At 36.2% G+C, this 17,691-nt stretch carries 15 protein-coding genes and 1 other annotated feature; of the genes, 4 read left to right on the top strand and 11 right to left on the bottom strand.

Annotation, left to right across the window (positions count from 1 at the left end; all coding sequences use genetic code 11):
- Window positions 1–3: 3 nt before the first annotated feature.
- On the bottom strand, window positions 4–855 hold the full coding sequence (ispE, locus tag BLT22_RS01680; RefSeq protein WP_091759982.1) for a 4-(cytidine 5'-diphospho)-2-C-methyl-D-erythritol kinase: 852 nt from the start codon (window positions 853–855) through the stop codon (window positions 4–6).
- Between the two features lie 242 nt (window positions 856–1,097).
- On the opposite strand from ispE, the gene BLT22_RS01675 reads away from it, so the two are divergent.
- Genes BLT22_RS01675 through BLT22_RS01665 form a run of 3 tightly spaced genes read left to right on the top strand, consistent with a single transcriptional unit; the run spans window position 1,098 to window position 3,775 of the window.
- Window positions 1,098–2,222, top strand: coding sequence for an ammonium transporter family protein (locus BLT22_RS01675; protein ID WP_091759979.1), 1,125 nt, complete (start codon window positions 1,098–1,100; stop codon window positions 2,220–2,222).
- On the top strand, window positions 2,212–3,327 hold the full coding sequence (locus tag BLT22_RS01670; RefSeq protein WP_091759974.1) for an NAD(P)/FAD-dependent oxidoreductase: 1,116 nt from the start codon (window positions 2,212–2,214) through the stop codon (window positions 3,325–3,327). The genes BLT22_RS01675 and BLT22_RS01670 overlap by 11 nt, the downstream gene beginning before the upstream one ends.
- 46 nt (window positions 3,328–3,373) lie before the next feature.
- Window positions 3,374–3,775: a VOC family protein gene (locus tag BLT22_RS01665; protein WP_091759971.1), complete on the top strand. Its 402-nt coding sequence runs from the start codon at window positions 3,374–3,376 to the stop codon at window positions 3,773–3,775.
- Window positions 3,776–3,904: 129 nt separating this feature from the next.
- Here the strand turns inward: BLT22_RS01665 and BLT22_RS01660 are convergent, their stop codons facing one another.
- The 7 genes from BLT22_RS01660 to BLT22_RS01630 form a co-directional block, all read right to left on the bottom strand.
- Entirely contained in the window at window positions 3,905–4,150 is a 246-nt protein-coding gene (locus tag BLT22_RS01660; RefSeq protein ID WP_087058754.1) for a Veg family protein, read from the bottom strand.
- A gap of 522 nt (window positions 4,151–4,672) precedes the next feature.
- Window positions 4,673–5,578 carry a 16S rRNA (adenine(1518)-N(6)/adenine(1519)-N(6))-dimethyltransferase RsmA gene (rsmA, locus tag BLT22_RS01655; RefSeq protein ID WP_087058752.1) on the bottom strand — a complete coding sequence of 302 codons (906 nt, stop codon included), beginning with the start codon at window positions 5,576–5,578 and terminating at the stop codon, window positions 4,673–4,675.
- The gene (rnmV, locus tag BLT22_RS01650; RefSeq protein WP_087058750.1) at window positions 5,571–6,134 is read right to left on the bottom strand and encodes a ribonuclease M5; all 564 of its coding nucleotides are present in this window, start codon (window positions 6,132–6,134) and stop codon (window positions 5,571–5,573) included. The genes rsmA and rnmV overlap by 8 nt, the downstream gene beginning before the upstream one ends.
- 16 nt (window positions 6,135–6,150) lie before the next feature.
- Window positions 6,151–6,918, bottom strand: a complete 768-nt coding sequence (locus BLT22_RS01645) for a TatD family hydrolase (protein WP_087058748.1) — start codon at window positions 6,916–6,918, stop codon at window positions 6,151–6,153.
- Window positions 6,919–7,041: 123 nt separating this feature from the next.
- The gene (metG, locus tag BLT22_RS01640) at window positions 7,042–9,081 is read right to left on the bottom strand and encodes a methionine--tRNA ligase (protein ID WP_091759968.1); all 2,040 of its coding nucleotides are present in this window, start codon (window positions 9,079–9,081) and stop codon (window positions 7,042–7,044) included.
- A 244-nt stretch (window positions 9,082–9,325) separates the two neighbouring features.
- Window positions 9,326–10,153: a Cof-type HAD-IIB family hydrolase gene (locus tag BLT22_RS01635; RefSeq protein WP_091759964.1), complete on the bottom strand. Its 828-nt coding sequence runs from the start codon at window positions 10,151–10,153 to the stop codon at window positions 9,326–9,328.
- Between the two features lie 179 nt (window positions 10,154–10,332).
- Window positions 10,333–12,744, bottom strand: coding sequence for a glycoside hydrolase family 31 protein (locus tag BLT22_RS01630; protein ID WP_091759962.1), 2,412 nt, complete (start codon window positions 12,742–12,744; stop codon window positions 10,333–10,335).
- 203 nt (window positions 12,745–12,947) lie between these two features.
- Window positions 12,948–13,152, top strand: a binding site (T-box leader).
- A gap of 246 nt (window positions 13,153–13,398) precedes the next feature.
- Between BLT22_RS01630 and tyrS the strand changes: the two genes are divergently transcribed.
- A complete protein-coding gene (gene tyrS, locus BLT22_RS01625; protein ID WP_091759959.1) occupies window positions 13,399–14,667 on the top strand; it encodes a tyrosine--tRNA ligase in 1,269 nt (422 codons plus the stop codon).
- A gap of 47 nt (window positions 14,668–14,714) precedes the next feature.
- On the opposite strand, the gene BLT22_RS01620 is transcribed toward tyrS, so the two are convergent.
- The 3 genes from BLT22_RS01620 to BLT22_RS01610 all read right to left on the bottom strand — a co-directional run bounded on the left by BLT22_RS01620 (window position 14,715) and on the right by BLT22_RS01610 (window position 17,658).
- Window positions 14,715–15,689, bottom strand: a complete 975-nt coding sequence (locus BLT22_RS01620; protein WP_091759957.1) for a DUF1002 domain-containing protein — start codon at window positions 15,687–15,689, stop codon at window positions 14,715–14,717.
- A 369-nt stretch (window positions 15,690–16,058) separates the two neighbouring features.
- Window positions 16,059–16,715: an SDR family oxidoreductase gene (locus BLT22_RS01615; protein WP_091759954.1), complete on the bottom strand. Its 657-nt coding sequence runs from the start codon at window positions 16,713–16,715 to the stop codon at window positions 16,059–16,061.
- 157 nt (window positions 16,716–16,872) lie between these two features.
- A complete protein-coding gene (locus tag BLT22_RS01610) occupies window positions 16,873–17,658 on the bottom strand; it encodes an ABC transporter ATP-binding protein (protein ID WP_091759951.1) in 786 nt (261 codons plus the stop codon).
- Window positions 17,659–17,691 lie beyond the last annotated feature (33 nt).

Here is a 17,691-nt window from a genome sequence, read left to right as displayed (position 1 = left end):
CTATTATTTCAATGTTCTAACCAGATACACTTCTCTGCAGAAACCTTTCAATCCATTAACAATTCTCTGTGCTTTTGAGTATTTTTGCGTCAACCCATATACCGTAGGACCTGTGCCACTCATAATCGCTACATCTGCTCCAAACTTTTCCATCTTTCCTTTGATCATTTTGATATCAGGCCGATATTTTCCAGAGATTTCTTCCAGAGCATTTCCGGCGTATCGAATCATTTCTTCGTAATTATTCTCATTAATGGCCTCAATCATCTTATCGTGATTATAATGAGGAAGTGATGCTAAGTCTAATTCTTCAAAAACAGTCCAGCTTGAAATACCTTTAGGAGGCTTCACTAAAATCACCCAGCACTGTGGAATCTCATGGATTAGTTTGATCACCTCTCCTCTCCCTGTTGCATAAGCTGTCTTATTGTATATACAAAAAGGCACATCAGAACCTAATTGTTCTCCTATAAGCGCTAGTTCTTCTAGAGTAAGCCCAAGCTCCCAGAGACGATTAAGCCCTCTCAAAGTGGCTGCAGCATCACTACTCCCTCCTCCCAGTCCAGCAGCTACAGGGATTTGCTTATCAATATTAATATCAACTCCCTTTTGGATTTCATATCGTTCTTTCAATAAGTGAACTGCTTGATATACAATATTTTTTCTATTCAGGGGTATAAATGCAGCATTTGAAGTTAAAGTTATCTGCTGGTCATTACGTTCATTAAATGTAAGATGATCTGACAAATCAACGGAGGTCATAACCATTCTCATTTCATGAAATCCATCTGGTCTTTTATTTAATACATTTAAGGTCAAATTGATTTTTGCCGGTGCTTTCTCTACAATTTCCAATTCTTCTCTCCTTTCTAAACATATTTTTATTCCTAACTTGCTCTGTTCTTTAAATACAGTTTATCGAAATTCATGTTAAATATAAAAAGAAGACGCTTATAACCTCTAAACCGGCTAATTATTTATTTTATAAACTACCTCTATAAATAAAAGCCCTCAAACATTCACTTGACAAGGTATGCTATACTGGATTCTAAATCGTAATCGTTACGTTTTAAATAAATTTAGGAGTGAAAAACAAAGTGGTAGATATACTTTTTGTCGTTTTATGTATTCTAATTATGTGGCCGATGTTGTTTAGTGTCCCTATTCTATACGGAAGCAGTTCGAAAGAGACCAGCATCAGTGAAACACTCACTATGACATCTGTCGGTCTGTTTACAGCTTTTATGGCTTGGATGCTATTTGGTTATGTGCTTACTTTTGGTATTGAAAGTTCTTTTTTTTCAAGCATCGATTCTTATTTCTCAAGTATCCAACAAGGAGACGGACCTCTCATATTAAATATGGTATTGCAAGCCTGCTTTTTCTTATATGCAGCCGGCATGTTCATAGGTACCTTAATACACAAAGTCGACTGGAAATTTTTTACAGTCTTTATTCCAATCTGGCTGCTTGTTGTATACGTACCTATTGCTTTTAGTTTTTGGAATACTAATGGATTTTTAAGTCAGTTAGGTGCTCTGGACTTCTCAGGAGGATTAGTAGTTCATATTACGGCTGGTGTAACGAGCTTACTTTTGGCACATCAATTTACTGACGACCCCCTTGAAGTACAAGAAAGAAGTTCGGATCTGCCAGTAAATTATATTGCAACTACTTTAATTTGCTTTGGATGGTTTGGATTCAATTTAGGCCCTTTGGGAACAGTCAACGAGTTAACTGGCTTAGTTATTTTGAACACAATTTTAGCTATTATCGGAGGTTCGTCGGGCTACCTGTTACTCCAATGGAAATCAGTGGTCAGTGAAGACTTGCTGACTGGTATGATGGTCGGTTTAGTTACAAGTACCGCTTTAGTCGGGTACGCTTCTCCTCTTGCCATTTTATTTACCTCTATCATCAGTGGTTTGATTACTTGTTATTACCGCAATCAGTCACTCATTAACGATCCTGTCGATTCATTTATTTTGAATGGAATAGGTGGAATAATTGGAACAATTGGGTTGATACTTTTTGCTAATCCAATTTTCACACCTAATGGCCAGACTGGTTTGGTTTCAGGAGGAAACTTAACTAATTTTCCGTTAATAGAACTTTTGGGACTAGCTTTTACGCTACTAATCTCACTCATAGGTGCACAATTTTCTATATCACTTACAAAATTAATCTTATTTAGAAAGAAGGAAATCGTTTATGAAAACTAAGTCACTTGTGACAATCATCGGAGCAGGCGCAGCCGGTATCGGAACTGCTACTGCTTTGAAGCGTCTAGGAATTGAAGATATACAAGTTATCGATAAAGGCGAGATCGGTCAATCTTTTCTTGACTGGAATACTGAAACCCGATTTATCACCCCTTCTTTTAATACTAACGGTTTCGGATTTCCTGATTATAATGCTATTACTCCAGATACCTCTCCAGGAAAGTTTATTGATAAAGAGCATCTATCCGGTGTTGATTACGCAGACTATTTACAGCAAGTAGCTGAATTTTTTCAGATACCTGTTATAACGAATGAAACAATCCTCAAAATTCACAAAAAAGAAGATGGTTATTTACTATCAAGTGAACAAAACGATTATGAAACAAATTATTTAATTGTGGCCTTAGGAGATGTTGCCTATCCGGATGTAAATAAAGTTATTGGCAGTAAACATGGAATCTTCTATACTAACTTAGGAGACTATACTCATTTAAAAGATTCATCTGTTTATTCTATTATTGGAGGAAATGAATCTGGGTTTGATGCAGCGATTCAATTAGCCCGTCGTGGTAAACGTTCCATCATTTATACACATACTGCTGGTATAGATTCAGAATCATCTGATCCTAGTCAATCTTTGTCCTTGTATACAAAAGGCCGTTACAGAAAATATGCTGACTTAATTACCATTCATTCAGGAGTGAAAATCAAGGAAATCACGCCCTTTGAACAGAGCTACTATCTGACTACAGACGATGGTACTGTTTTTATGTCAGAAACGCCGCCCATTCTTGCCACTGGGTTTTCCAATGTCAAGTCCCCTTTAATCAAAGATTATTTTGATGTAAAAGGAAATCGAGCAGTTTTAAATGAATGGGATGAGTCTACGCTATCGCCGAATTTGTTCATGGTTGGCTCTCAAGTGGAGCACGAAGGCGTAATCTTATGTTTTATCTATAAATACCGTCAGCGTTTTGCTTTTATAGCAAATGAAATTGCTTCTAGAGAAGGTATCTCGATAGATGAAGCAGAACTGCAGTTGTACAAAGATTACCAGATGTTCTTGAACGACTTATCTTGTTGCGAAACGGATTGCGCTTGCTGATATAAATGTTATCATTAAAGGTATCAAGTGATAAGGAGAACTGAAGATGTCAAAAGGAGTACTACATCATCTAGAATTATATGTTTCAGATTTAGATCGCACGGTTGAGTTTTGGGGATGGTTGCTTGAAGCGTTAGGATATAAACCCTTTCAAAAATGGGAAAAAGGCCGAAGCTGGAAACTGGACGAAACCTACATCGTATTCGTTCAAACTGAGGAACGTTTTTTAGATATCCCTTATCATAGATGTAGAGTAGGATTGAATCATCTTGCTTTTCATGGAGAATCACGCGCACAAATCGATGACTTAACGGTTCGCTTAGAAAATCGCGGAATTAATGTTCTATACAAAGATCAGCATCCGTACGCTGGAGGAAATATGCACTATGCTGTTTACTTTGAAGATCCAGATAGGATCAAAGTTGAAGTAGTAGCTCCAAAAGACTAAAAAACTGTCTATCACTAACAAACAAAGTGATAGACAGTTTTTTATTTTTCATGTCTGGCCTCAGGTATTAAAAAAAGCCTCACAATCGGGCTTTAATTCATAAGCTAAGTACATATTTAAATAATTTGATTAAACTTCAGTTCCTAAAAATTCTAATTCAACAGTTTGTGTTAAGACATCGGCATAACTATATGAAACACGTTCAAATGCATTTTCATCTTTATTTAATTCCACAATAAATACCGCTGGAAATGTATCTGTCAGTATTCCTTTACGTTCTGTGGTTTTCTTCCGTCCGGCTTGAGCTGTCAATTTGATTTGTTTACCTAACTGACCGTCAAGATTTTGCTTAATACTTGCTATAGTAATTGGCATAATCTATTCACCTCACAAAGTTATAAATTAAGTATAACACAAAAAACCGAAAATTAAAAGTTTATTTGAAAGGAAAAGGTTTTTTCCAATACAGTTTTTAAAAATGGTTTTTTTCTAATAATCTCCCCTAAATAATAATCTCTAGCGTACTTAATAAGTGTCTAAAATAATCGATTAAGTAAAAAATTAATGAACATCTCCATCAATTCATTTACCTGAACACAAAAAACATGTTAACTTAACAATAAATTTACAGTTTAACCTATTTCTATATCTTTAATTCTCAAGTTAATATATTCCTCTTCAAAATTATTTGTTTTTTTAAAATAATTAGATAATTTATTTATTAAGTGACTAATCTCCTTATTATCACACGATAAGATATAGCTATTACGTATTTATTCAATTCCTTATATCCGAACTATTTTCTCTTTAATCAATGAATCTATATTGTTTTGTAAAAAAATAGAAGACTCTCTCTTTTTATAAGAAAGTCTTCATTGTAAATAAATTATAAAATGATTATTTGTTTTGTTGTTGAAACTCAAGATTTTGAGTAACTATCGCATCTGAAAGACGGCCGAACTCTTTAAGTGACAAAGTTTCTCCTCTTCTAATCGGATCAATCCTGGCAGTGTCCAGAGCTTTTTGAAGTTTCTCTTTTATATCTGGTTCTTTCCCATATGCGCTCTGAAGATTATTCCAAAGTGTTTTCCGTCTTTGGACAAAGGCCGATCTAGTTACTTGGAAAAAGACCTTTTCATCTTTGACGACAACTTCGGGAATCGCTTTGCGTGATAACCGAATGACTGCTGACTCCACATTCGGTTGCGGAGTAAATACTGTTTTAGGCACGATGAAAGCGACCTCTGCATCCATATAATATTGAACCGCTATTGATAATGATCCATATGCTTTGGTACTCGGAATTGCTGATAAACGATTGGCTACTTCTTTTTGCATCATCAGTACCATACTGTCTATTGGAAGTGATGATGCTAAGAAATTTAAGATAATGGGCGTCGTTACGTAATAAGGCAAGTTTGCAATGACAACAACCCGTTCTGCTTCTTTTAGGTATTCTTTTTCAAAATCTTTCATATCTACTTTCAAAATATCTTGATGAATGATTTTCACGTTATTATATGGTGATAGCGTATCTTCTAAAACAGGAAGCAGTCGGTCATCAATTTCAAAAGCAATGACTTCTTTTGCCTTCTTCGCAATCTGTTCCGTTAAAGCGCCAATTCCCGGACCGACTTCGATTACTGTTGTTTCTTTATCGATTGATCCAGTAGCTACAATTTTTTCTAATATATTCGTATCCACTATAAAATTCTGACCTAAACTTTTCTTGGCAGATAACCGATATTTATCTAATATAGCTTTGGTTCGAGCTGGTGTTGCAATATCTTTATACTCACTCATTTGCTTCCTCCTTTCTGATCTTCTTTAAAGCTTTTTCAACTTTTTCTTGTGTGATCCCAAACATATTCAATCTTTTTTCCAATTGTTTTCCATTGGTATAACCAATTCTCAATTCATTCCCTAATTTTATTCGAAGTTCTTTAGAATGGGGCTTTCCCATTAGTCCTTCATTTAGTAAAAATAATCGATCTATCGTTGGTTCAGCTTCTGGTCGCTCATTATATAATCCTTCTAGTGCTTTTTGAATTATTTCAATAGAAGCATGTTCGATTCCTAAACTACCTTTTTTATTCGGTTTTGCTTCTTCACGATTTAAAAAAGCATGTTTCACACCTGGTATTCTTCTTGAGATTGTTTTACGAATCATTTCCCCAGGCACATCTGGATCTGTAAAAACAATTACTCCGCGTTTCTTTTGAGCATGTTCGATTTTAGTTAATGTCTCTTCATCAATCGCTGAACCATTGGTTTCGATTGTATCTGCATCAACCGCCATTCGAATGCGCTTCGTATCGTCTCTTCCTTCAACGACAATCACTTCATTGATCTTTTTCAAAATCTGGAGCTCCTATCTAAATTAATCTGAAAAGCTTTTCAGCATTCATAGTAGTCTGATCTCCAACTTCATCAATAGAAATATCTCTTAACCGGGCAATTTCTTCTGCTACAAAACGTACATAGCTCGGTTCATTCCTCTTGCCACGATAAGGCATTGGAGACAGGTATGGTGCATCTGTTTCGATCAGTAATTTATCAAAAGGTACTGCTTTAGCTATTTCTTTAACTTCAGGCGCATTCTTAAATGTTACGACACCGCTTAATGAAATGTGCATACCAAGATCCAGAAATTTTTCCATCCAATAGGTATTAACATTAAAACTATGCATAATCCCACCGATTTTTTCGATCTTTTCTTCTTTCAAGATTTTATACGTATCTTCTGTTGCATCACGGTTATGGATACTAACCGGAAGATTCAATTGTTTAGCTACTCTGATCTGCCGTCTAAATGCTTCATGTTGAATCTCTTTAGGAACATTTTCCCAATAATAATCGAGTCCCATCTCTCCCATTGCAACAACTTTAGGTAACTGCAGCTTTTGAATCAGCATCTGTTCTATCTCATCTGTATACGTATCAGAATCCGTTGGATGCCAGCCGATAATAGAATAAACATCTTCATAATCACGACTTAATTCTAATGACTTTTCAATAGTAGGGGCATCAAATCCTACTATCGCCATCTTATTTACATTATGCAATTTTGCTTCTGCTATCAATTCTGCTTCTTCACCTTTGAACTTATCTACATTTAAATGAGTATGTGTATCAAAAAACATTTAATGATCTTCTCCTTTATACTATGTTATCTTCATACTACCAGATGCCTCACTTAGATGCACTTTTAAAAACAAATGAAAGAGCTAGGGTTTAGCCTAGCTCTTTGTCTGATTCATAAAAGTTTAAGCAACGATGGATCCATTAGGCATATGCGCCGGTGCGTCGACAATAGTCAGATTTCCATCTTCATCCTCTGCAGACAAGATCATACCTTGGCTGATTTCTCCGCGCATTTTCCGTGGTTTCAGATTCGCAACAATCACGACTTTTTTGCCAATCAACTGCTCAAATTCAGGATAGTATTCAGCAATTCCTGATAAGATTTGACGATGTCCACCTTCATCATTTGCATCTAACCGAAACTTCAATAGCTTATCTGCATTTTCAACTTTCTCACAACTAATGATCTCAGCAACTTTCAACTCTACCTTATCAAAGGTATCGTATTTGATTTCTTTTTCTTTAACAGATGATAGCTGTATTTCTTCTGGGTTCCAGTTTTCTTCTTCAGTTTTCGTTTCTACACTCGAAGCATTCCCAGACATTGCTTCTTGAATAGCTGCGATTTCCTCTTCTCTATCTAATCTAGGGAAAATTGGCTCGCCTTTTTTCGTGACTTTAGAATCCGCTGGAAACTGTCCAAACGCTACTGTATCCCATCCTGAATTTTCTTTATCTATACCTAATTGTTCAAAAATTTTCGCTGGTGTTTCTACTAGTACTGGTTGTAATAGAATCGCTGCAACTCTTAAACTCTCAGCTAAGTGCGCCATGACACTCCCTAATTCTTCACGACTTGTTTCTTCCTTAGCCAATACCCAAGGTTTTGTTTCATCTATATATTTATTTGTACGTGAGATCAATGTCCAGACCGAAGCTAAAGCAGAACTGAACTGCATGGTATCCATATGCTGGTTATATTCTGTGATACTTTGAGTAGCTGTCTGACGAAGAATCTCGTCAAACTCCGTAACGTCACCATTATACGTCGGCACATGTCCATCAAAATATTTATTGATCATTGCAACTGTACGATTCAACAGATTCCCTAAATCATTAGCTAAATCATAATTCATTCGATTGACAAACTCTTCGGGCGTAAAAATTCCGTCACTGCCAAATGTTACTTCTCGCATTAAATAATATCTCAATGCATCTAGTCCATAACGTTCTACCAAAAATTCAGGATAAACAACATTTCCTTTTGATTTGGACATTTTTCCATCTTTCATTAATAACCAGCCATGCGCAAAAATTTGTTTCGGCAACGGGAGATCCAGCGCCATCAACATAATTGGCCAGTAGATCGTGTGGAATCGTACAATTTCTTTTCCAACCATTTGTACATCAGCCGGCCAGAATTTTTTGAATTGTTCCGGTTGATCGTCAAACCCACCTAAATCGGGGTCATAACCTAATGCAGTAATATAATTTGTCAGTGCATCGATCCATACGTAGATAACGTGTTTCGGATTTGATTTAATCTGAATTCCCCAATCAAATGTGGTACGAGACACCGCTAAATCTTCCAATCCAGGTTTAATAAAGTTATTAATCATTTCGTTTTTTCTTGACTCTGGCAAGATAAAGGTGGGATGATTTTCGTAATACTCAAGTAAACGATCTGCGTATTTGCTCATCTTGAAGAAATAAGACTCTTCTTTCACCCATTCTACTTCATGTCCACTTGGTGCAATTCCACCCGTCACATTACCTTCTGCATCACGGTAAACTTCCTCTAGTTGTGTTTCTGTAAAGAATTCTTCATCCGAAACAGAATACCAGCCTGCATAATCTCCTAGATAAATATCCCCTTGCGCTAATAATTTCTCAAAAATCTTTGCAACAACTTCTTTATGGTAAGAATCCGTGGTACGAATAAACTGATTGTTTGTAATTGCAAGTGTCTTCCAAAGCTCTTGTATTCCTTCTGCCATACCATCTACATATTCCTGAGGTGTTTGACCAAGTTCTTGAGCTTTTGTTTCGATTTTCTGTCCATGTTCATCAGTTCCTGTTAGATAAAAAGTATCAAATCCTTGTAGCCTCTTATAGCGAGCCACTACATCACAAGCAATGGTCGTATAAGCATTTCCTATATGCAATTTACCACTTGGATAATAGATTGGTGTAGTAATATAAAATGAATTTTGTTCAGACAATTCTGTGTCCTCCTAGATAATTAGATTCTATAACTCATAAGTTTTTATTTATTGAAGTACTGCTTCAGCAGCATGATAATTCTTCTTAAATAAGTATTCCCTGTTCGATATACCTAAATAGTATAGCATACAAAAACAGCAGAATGAAGGTGCGAAAAACACCTTCATCCTGAAATGTATATTTTGTTTTTTTTATTTAAAAATGACTGTCCTCTTAAAGAGAACAGTCATTCTAACAATTGTTTTAAGGAATCAAGTTCAACTTTTTCAGACCCTTTTCGATTCCATCTTCTGAAACATCTGCTGTTATCATATCAGCCACTTTTTTCAGTTCATCCCAACCATTGCCCATAGAGACACCTGTTCCAACGTATTGGATCATTTCTAAGTCATTCAGACTATCTCCAAAAGCATATGTGTTTTCTAGATCAACACCAAGCGCTTGAATTACTCGCTCTATTCCAGTAGCTTTAGAAACTCCTGAACTGATTACGTCAATTGTATAATCGTTTGATCTCGTAAAATGAAGCTCTTGAAAATTCTCTCTATAAGCAGCTTCGTCTTGTTCTCGAATTTCAAGAATTACTTGACAGATATCTTTTCCTTTATAATCTTCGGGTTTGGGTGGCTTACGAATCAAACGGCTGAATAAGGACATCTGAATTTTATTAGGAATAATTTTCCCTATACTTTTGAGTACTTTCAATATCGAACTTCTTTGTACTAAAGAAATGATTGAATTACTAAAAATATCTTCCGTCCCACATAAAACAATCCCTTTTCTATCTTCTGAAGCTTGTTCCATCAACTTGACTAGTAGATCCTCCGAAATAGGATTAGTATAAATAGGCTTACCTTCCAGGACAATATATTGTCCATTCATTGCAATATAGCTGTCTATCTCTAATTCATCTTTAACTTCCTCTAACAACACAGTCGCACGACCCGTTGCAATAACAGGTAAAATATCCCGTTTTTTAAGTTCTTTGATCGCTCTTTTAGTAGATTCAGGGATATAATTTTGTCTTGAGACCAGTGTGCCATCAATATCAAAAAACACAACTTTCTTCATAGATAAACTCGCTTTCTAAAAAAGGATTTTTACCACTATATCACGTTGGATCGCAAAGTGTCTTTCAATATACAAATAAATTGGGGTAGAAATTTCTTACCATTATTGTATACTTTGTTTTCATAAGAAGCAAAAGGGACTAGATTTCACTCTAGTCCCTAATTTGTGTCATTCCTTTATCACTCTATATCTCCTGGATTAGCCCAAATCAATTCACTTAGTGCTTCAAGTAAATCAGGATCAATATCCAAAGCAAGTAGCCCACTAATCACTCTAGCACTATTTCGACTCTTACGAACAGTCGTATAAATTTTCTCTTTCAAGCTAGTCGATAATTGTGCACGATCTAAAAATCTGAAAATTTCTCCATACATATCATTTTTCTTAGCTGATACTCCTCTAAATCTAACGAAATACCAGGAATCAATTTCTTGTTCAGGAATTTCAACAGTAGTAAATTTCCCTCTTTTAGTAAAATTGACATCCACTAATTTGTCTTTTACATATACTTCAGGAACCTCATCGTATGAGAACCCCACAAATGTCAAAGTGTACTGTCTTTTTTCCGGCAGACATTCCCAGTCTCCTTCTGGTTCTTGAATCTGGAAGTAAGACCAATCAGTATCTTCTTCGTGCCATTTCAGAGAAAATTTAGTCGTAGCATGTTCATCATTTTTACCTAGACCATCATCTTCGTACATTGTAAAACTACCGTCAGCTCCAGCAAAAATACGTACATCCATTTTTTGAGGATTATCTACGCTATTATCAAAAGATTGATCCATAGGAACGATTCCACCTGCTTTGGCAAAAACCGGCATTGTCGAAATCGGACGGTAGACATCTAATACCCTGCCACCTTCATACATTCGTCCATTAAAGAAATCAATCCACATACCTTCTGGGAGCCATGTTTTGACTTGTGCAAGACGTAAATCTCCTCGTAGTGGTGTTGTAATAGGTGCAACTAGCAACTGTGTCCCAAAGAAATATTGATTTGGCACTTCATATGCTTCTTCTTCTCTCGGATGGTGATAGTACATCGGACGAATCAACGGAAAGTTATCTGTATGGGTTAAAACATTCATTGTATATAAATAAGGAATCAGTTTGTGTCGTAATTGCATAAACTGGGTCACAATTCTTTCAGCTTTCAACCCATAACGCCAAGGTTCTTTTCCACTGAACTCTCCGTCTTGACTATGCAGTCGATTAATTGGAGAAAAGACGCCAAACTGTACCCACCGGATAAATAGTTCACTGTCTTTCACTCCACCAATATGGCCACCAATATCATGGCTCCACCAATTATACCCTACATTTGAAGCAGTTGATGTGAAATAAGGCTGAAAATTCAAAGCTTCCCAAGTCGAAGCCGTATCCCCAGAAAATCCAATTGGATATCGATGTGAACCTAATCCCGCATATCTAGAAAAAATTAATGATCGGTTTTCACCTCTGCCTAAATCCAAATAATGATAATGATTCAACATCCATAACGGGTCTAGTCCTTCTACTTTGGTAACACTGCCTTGCTGCCAGTCGATCCACCAGAAGTCGACTCCAATTTCTTCATGGGGATGATGTAAATATTCAAAGTACGCATTCAAAAATTCAGGATCAGCAATATCAAAGTTAATCGGCTCTCCGTTTTCTGTATCAACATCTAATTCTTTTGCCATTGGTTCATACATTTCTTCAAAAGGCTGTACGCCATTTGCGGGGTGCAGATTCAATGTCGTTTTAAGACCTTGTTCATGCAACCATCCCAAAAATTCTTCTGGATCAGGAAACAATTCATTATTCCATGTATATCCTGTCCATCCAGAGCCGTATTCTGAAGGAACTTCTGTAACATGCCAATCCATATCTAATACGGCTACTGAAAACGGAATTTGCTTCTCTCCAAATTTTCTGATCAGCTTTTTATAGCCATTTTCTGAATACGGATAGTATCTGCTCCACCAGTTCCCTAGAGCGTACCTAGGCAATTTAGGTGTCTTGCCTGTAAGGTGATGATAATCTCTTAAGGTACCTAAATAGTCTCTACCATATCCCAGGAAATAAATATCAATGATATTAGATTCTCGTTTTTCTACCCATCCATTATTAAGCAGCTTCATTGAATGGCTATCATCAATGATTGAAAAGCCGTTCTTACTCATCAACCCTTCTTCCAAATCAATCGGTCCATCCGAAAAATCCAAAGTGCGGGCTGTACCTTTTAATGTATCGGGTTTATCTCCAAAGTACCAAGTACTATGGTATAAACTGTAATTCCCTAATGCTTCAATATTTAAATTATTCTTTGTAAATCCTCCTGATTCTTTATGGAAATTCAGATGAACATGGGTAGTGATGATTTCAATAAATTCATCTGTTTCTTTTAACTTATATTCAGGCGTCTCAAAATTTCTATTTAAAACTGTCTGTGTAGCAGCATCTTCAAATGTTTCATTCGGATCATACTCCACTCTAACCATCGCAGGTGTTAATACTGTAAAACGGTACTGTTCCCATATGACTTGAGAATTTTCTGGTGCTTTCGGTTTTACTTCTAATCTAAATGTTTCTTGTCTTTTCGTTACCACTAACCGTCTTCCTTTCCGCGAATATCTATCATTATTTATTTTAGCATACCTAGAAGTAGTAAAGAACTGCTTTGCCCAGATTAACACATGAAATCCTTTTTTAACTAAGTTTTGTTTATAATTAGTTTACTGTTTTCAAAAAATCCATATCCAATGTTGACTAATGATTTTTAATAAATTATACTGAAATTTATATATAATGCAAATAAGCGATGAATGGGCATAGTAGTTTATCTGTCACTGTCTTAGAAAGCGAATGGCTGCTGGAAATTCGCATATACAGATTAAATGAATTACACTCTGGAGCTTTCCTAGTAAAGGCGCTACCCAGCGTTATGGGAATAAGTGAAAATGGTCTATTTCGTCCATTTTAATCAGGGTGGTACCACGGCACTGTTCGTCCCGGTAAAAAGTATAAACTTTTTATGGGGATTTTTTTATGCTCAAAAATCACATTTCATCGAAAGAGATGATTCTATTGAATGATGATACTAAATGGATTTTGTGCTTCGGTGTATTATATATCTCGAATAACATCTTACTCTTATTCTAAGAAACCTTAATAAATAGATGAGGGATAAGTGGAGATTAATTTGACGTAGACGTAGTTCAAGATAAATAATAATAAATAAGTTAAATCAAAGGAGATGGACCATGAATATATTAGATGAACTCGAATGGCGCGGAGCCATTAACCAGCAGACAGATGAAGAAGGCTTGAAGGAACTAACAGAAGAAAAGAGTATTTCTTTATACTGCGGGATAGATCCTTCTGGTGACAGCATGCACGTTGGACACTTGATTCCATTTATGATTCTGAAAAGATTTCAGTTAGCTGGACACAAACCTGTTATTCTTATCGGTGGTGGAACAGGTTCAATCGGAGACCCAAGTGGACGAAATTCTGAACGTATTTTACAAACAATGGATAAAATCGTATTGAATGCTGAAAAACTGGGCAACCAGATGCGTAACTTATTTGAAGCAGGTTCAGAGCATTCCGGTATCAAATTAGTCAATAACTACGACTGGCTGAGCAATCTTAATTTTCTTGATTTCCTGAGAGATTATGGTAAAGAATTCAACATCAATACGATGCTGGCAAAAGATGTTGTGGCGAATCGGATGGATAAAGGAATCTCATTTACTGAATTTAGTTACCAGATCATTCAGTCTGTCGACTTTTTACATTTGTTCCAGAATGAAAATGTTCAACTTCAAATCGGTGGATCTGACCAGTGGGGTAACATCACGGCGGGACTTGACCTGATTCGTAAAAAATCTGGATCAGCAGCCAAAGCATTTGGTCTGACAATTCCTTTGTTGCTCAAAGCAGACGGAACAAAGTTCGGTAAGTCAGCTGATGGCGCTATATGGCTGGATCCTGAAAAAACAACACCTTACGAGTTCTACCAGTTCTGGTTTAACCAAGATGATCGTGATGTTGTGAAATACCTGAAATACTTTACTTTCCTGTCTAAAAACGAAGTGGATGCTTTAGCTGAGCAAGTTGAAGCCGAACCTCATAAGCGTGCTGCTCAAAAAACATTAGCCGAAGAAATGACACGATTTGTTCATGGTCAAGACGCTTTGGACGAAGCTATCCAAATTTCTAAAGCTTTATTTTCTGGTGAGATACAAGACCTGACAGCTGCACAGATCGAAGCTACGTTTAAAGATGTGCCTTCTTCAGAAGCTGCTAAAGGCAATCACCATTTAGTTGAGTTTTTAGTCGATGTAACCGGAATTGAACCCTCTCGTCGACAAGCTCGTGAAGATATCAAAAATGGTGCGATTACCATTAAAGGAGAAAAAATCCAAGATACTGATTATGTTTTATCAGACAAAGATAGTTTTGAGAATCGATTTGTGATTGTCCGTCGTGGTAAAAAGAAATACTTCTTAGTTAACTTAATAGACTAAACCAAAAAGCACGTTGCTCGTATATAGAGTAACGTGCTTTTATCTATTTAATTAAATATTCCTGCTACAGCATCCCAGATTGAACGAAAGAAATTCCCTATTTTGTCAAATAGACCACTATCTTCAGCTTCTTGAATAGCATCACCAAATTTTGAACGGATATCACTTGATAATTTTCCTAACTGTTCTTTCACTTGATCCGAATCAATCGCGCCTGTTTGTTGATACGTTTCAAAGAATGACAGCAAGCGGTCCAATTGTTCTTGAGTAATCACATTTTGCAAGTTATTATTTTCTAATGCATCATTTATAATCTGTTCAATATCTTCTCTTGTTGCCAATTCACCTTGTTGTTCTTTCAACTCTGCGAGCTGTTGTTTAATTTCAACAATAGCCTGATCAAATCTAGAAGTATCAAACTCTGAATCTCCACTATTTTCCTGTGCAATCTGGTTAGTAGTCTCTAATTCTTCTTGAGCTACTTCCATACGGTCCTGATCCAAATCTTCCCCATTCACATCAAAAGCTTTATAGATACCCGTCAGTGCACTTTCTCCTGTTACGGGACGAATACTTGCCACCATAATCGTTACATCTTCAACACCAGCTGTGATAGCAGCATTTGCATATTGTTCCTGAGTAATCTCTGTAATATCATCCGGCGTTTCAATCAATACATCGACGCCTTCTCCTTCGTCTTCTCGTTGTACCAATACAGACGAAATCATACTTGCTGTATTACCAGAACCGGTATTTAAGTAATTCTGTAAATCCTCCCCGGTAACACCTACGCTGGCAACATTTTCCATGCTATCTATCTTAAGAATATCTGCTGTTTCTTGAATCTGCTCGTCACTCAACCCCCCACCATACACATATGTAGGCAGACCCCAAGCTTCATTCACGACACTTGTGTCGATTCCTTCTGCTGCTTCAACATTTGCATCTCCTAAAAATGCTACTGATGTCATTGTAGTGATAATAGTTAATGTTTTAATTATTTTTATTTTGAACTGTTTCATTATTAAACTTCCCTTCAAAAATCATGGTTTTAATTTTCTTAATCTATTTCTATTATATCATTCTACCTACTCTTTGCACTCATTTGAGAAAATCTAAACTGATTCTTAAATTTTGGGGTTATCATATCAACATTTTATTTGTGTAAATTATTTTATTGTCTAGGCATTGTTGCTCTTTCATATTGATTTTTCTAATTGAGTATCTCCATTTCTATATTTAATTAGATTTTTATTCAGATTCAACTTAACGGGTTTTATTGTTCATTTTATTTCCTTTTCCATATGCTAAAATCAAGAGCTTCTCCTCATCACACAAAAAAACACTTTCCCAAGCGATTATACTCGCCTGAGAAAGTGGGTGTCTATATTTTATAATCCTTTTAATGCTTCTGTAATTTCTTGGTCACCAGTTGTTACATCAAAAGACTGCAGAAACGTGCGGTCATTTTCCAGTGCTTCTAAAATTAATTGTGCAACATCTTCTCTTGGTATCGTCATAGGATCAGATGCTTCAGTTAGCGCTCTAGTTAATGCTATTTTCCCAATTGCTGGTTTATTTTCAAGCATTCCCGGACGAATGATTGTATAGTTTAAGTCACTATTCATCAAGAATTTATCTGCATAATGTTTAGCAGCAAAGTATGGTTTCATTTCTTCGCTCCAATTTTCTCGTACATCAGCTTGGAATGCACTAACCATGATAAAACGCTTGATATTCATATCTTCAGCTGCTTCCATTACTTTTACAGCTCCATCAAGGTCAATCAACATGGTTTTATCTGTTCCAGTACTTCCCCCAGATCCTGCAGTAAAGACGATAGCATCAATATCTTTCATGCTCTTCTTAAGATCTGATACTGAGTTTTCTAAGTTACCAAGTCTTGCTTCTATACCTTTATCTTCAAACTTAGTCACTTGTTCCTCTTTTCTTACAAAAGCAACTGGTTTATACGTTTCCGTATTTTTTAATTTTTCTACAAGATGGGTTCCAATTTGTCCATTTGCTCCAACAACTAGTATATTCATTATTTAACGCTTCCTTTCATCTTTTATTCTAAACTTACTTTAACAAAGTTGTATCAGAATACCAAAGAGTATGCTTGAGAGTCTATTGATTCAATATTTATTTACACAATAAAAAGAACGATAACTACCTCTATCGTTCTTTCAATACTATTTTCTATTATTCTATTAATTGATAGCTCAGAAGTGTTGGCTTTCCTGTATACGGATCTTTTACAATGTTTGCTTCAATATCAAAGACTGTTCGTAAAATATCCGGTTGCATGACTTCTTCTGGCGTACCGGACTTCATCACTTTCCCTTCACGAATTGCGATCAGATGATCTGCAAATCTTGAAGCATGGTTTAAATCATGTAAAACCATTACAATCGTTCGCTTATATTTCTTGTTGAGTGTCTCTAAGACCTGCAAGACTTCCAGTTGATGTGCCATATCTAGATAAGTGGTTGGTTCGTCCAATAGAAGACAGTCTGTATCTTGCGCAAGCGCCATCGCAATCCAGACACGTTGTTTTTGACCACCTGATAAGGCACTGACTGATCGATCTGCTTGGCTAAGCAGCTGGGACTGATCTAATGCCCAATGGATTTTTTCCCAATCCTTAGCTTGTAGTTGTCCAAAACCTTTTTGATAAGGCGCTCTTCCATATGATACTAATTCTTTGACCGTTATATCCTCTGGCATTTGCGGCGCTTGGGTCAATATAGCTATCTGTTGGGCAATTTCTTTTGTAGATTCTTTATGAATAGACTTCCCATCTAAAGTGACACTTCCATGAGTTGGTTTCAGAAGCCGAGCAATAGTTTTCAATAAAGTGGATTTTCCACAGCCATTAGGCCCAATGATACATGTGATTTTTGATTCTGGGATTTTCAACGATAGATTTTTCAATACTTTACGCTTTCCATATCCAATCGACATTGTATGTGTTTCAATCTTCGTCATACTCTCAGCTTCCCCTATAACTCAGTTAAGTTT

This window comes from Marinilactibacillus psychrotolerans (assembly GCF_900101525.1).
Lineage (GTDB): Bacteria > Bacillota > Bacilli > Lactobacillales > Carnobacteriaceae_A > Marinilactibacillus > Marinilactibacillus psychrotolerans.
The sequence above is the reverse complement of the archived record's forward strand: the minus strand, read 5'-3'. Positions and strand labels throughout refer to the sequence as shown.

Excerpts from the sequence above, each read along its gene's own strand:
- BLT22_RS01670 (WP_091759974.1), top strand. The coding sequence starts at position 2,212 with ATGAAAACTAAGTCACTTGTGACAATCATCGGAGCAGGCGCAGCCGGT.
- BLT22_RS01665 (WP_091759971.1), top strand. The coding sequence starts at position 3,374 with ATGTCAAAAGGAGTACTACATCATCTAGAATTATATGTTTCAGATTTA.
- BLT22_RS01660 (WP_087058754.1), bottom strand. The coding sequence starts at position 4,150 with ATGCCAATTACTATAGCAAGTATTAAGCAAAATCTTGACGGTCAGTTA.
- rsmA (WP_087058752.1), bottom strand. The coding sequence starts at position 5,578 with ATGAGTGAGTATAAAGATATTGCAACACCAGCTCGAACCAAAGCTATA.
- BLT22_RS01645 (WP_087058748.1), bottom strand. The coding sequence starts at position 6,918 with ATGTTTTTTGATACACATACTCATTTAAATGTAGATAAGTTCAAAGGT.
- BLT22_RS01635 (WP_091759964.1), bottom strand. The coding sequence starts at position 10,153 with ATGAAGAAAGTTGTGTTTTTTGATATTGATGGCACACTGGTCTCAAGA.
- tyrS (WP_091759959.1), top strand. The coding sequence starts at position 13,399 with ATGAATATATTAGATGAACTCGAATGGCGCGGAGCCATTAACCAGCAG.
- BLT22_RS01620 (WP_091759957.1), bottom strand. The coding sequence starts at position 15,689 with ATGAAACAGTTCAAAATAAAAATAATTAAAACATTAACTATTATCACT.
- BLT22_RS01615 (WP_091759954.1), bottom strand. The coding sequence starts at position 16,715 with ATGAATATACTAGTTGTTGGAGCAAATGGACAAATTGGAACCCATCTT.
- BLT22_RS01610 (WP_091759951.1), bottom strand. The coding sequence starts at position 17,658 with ATGACGAAGATTGAAACACATACAATGTCGATTGGATATGGAAAGCGT.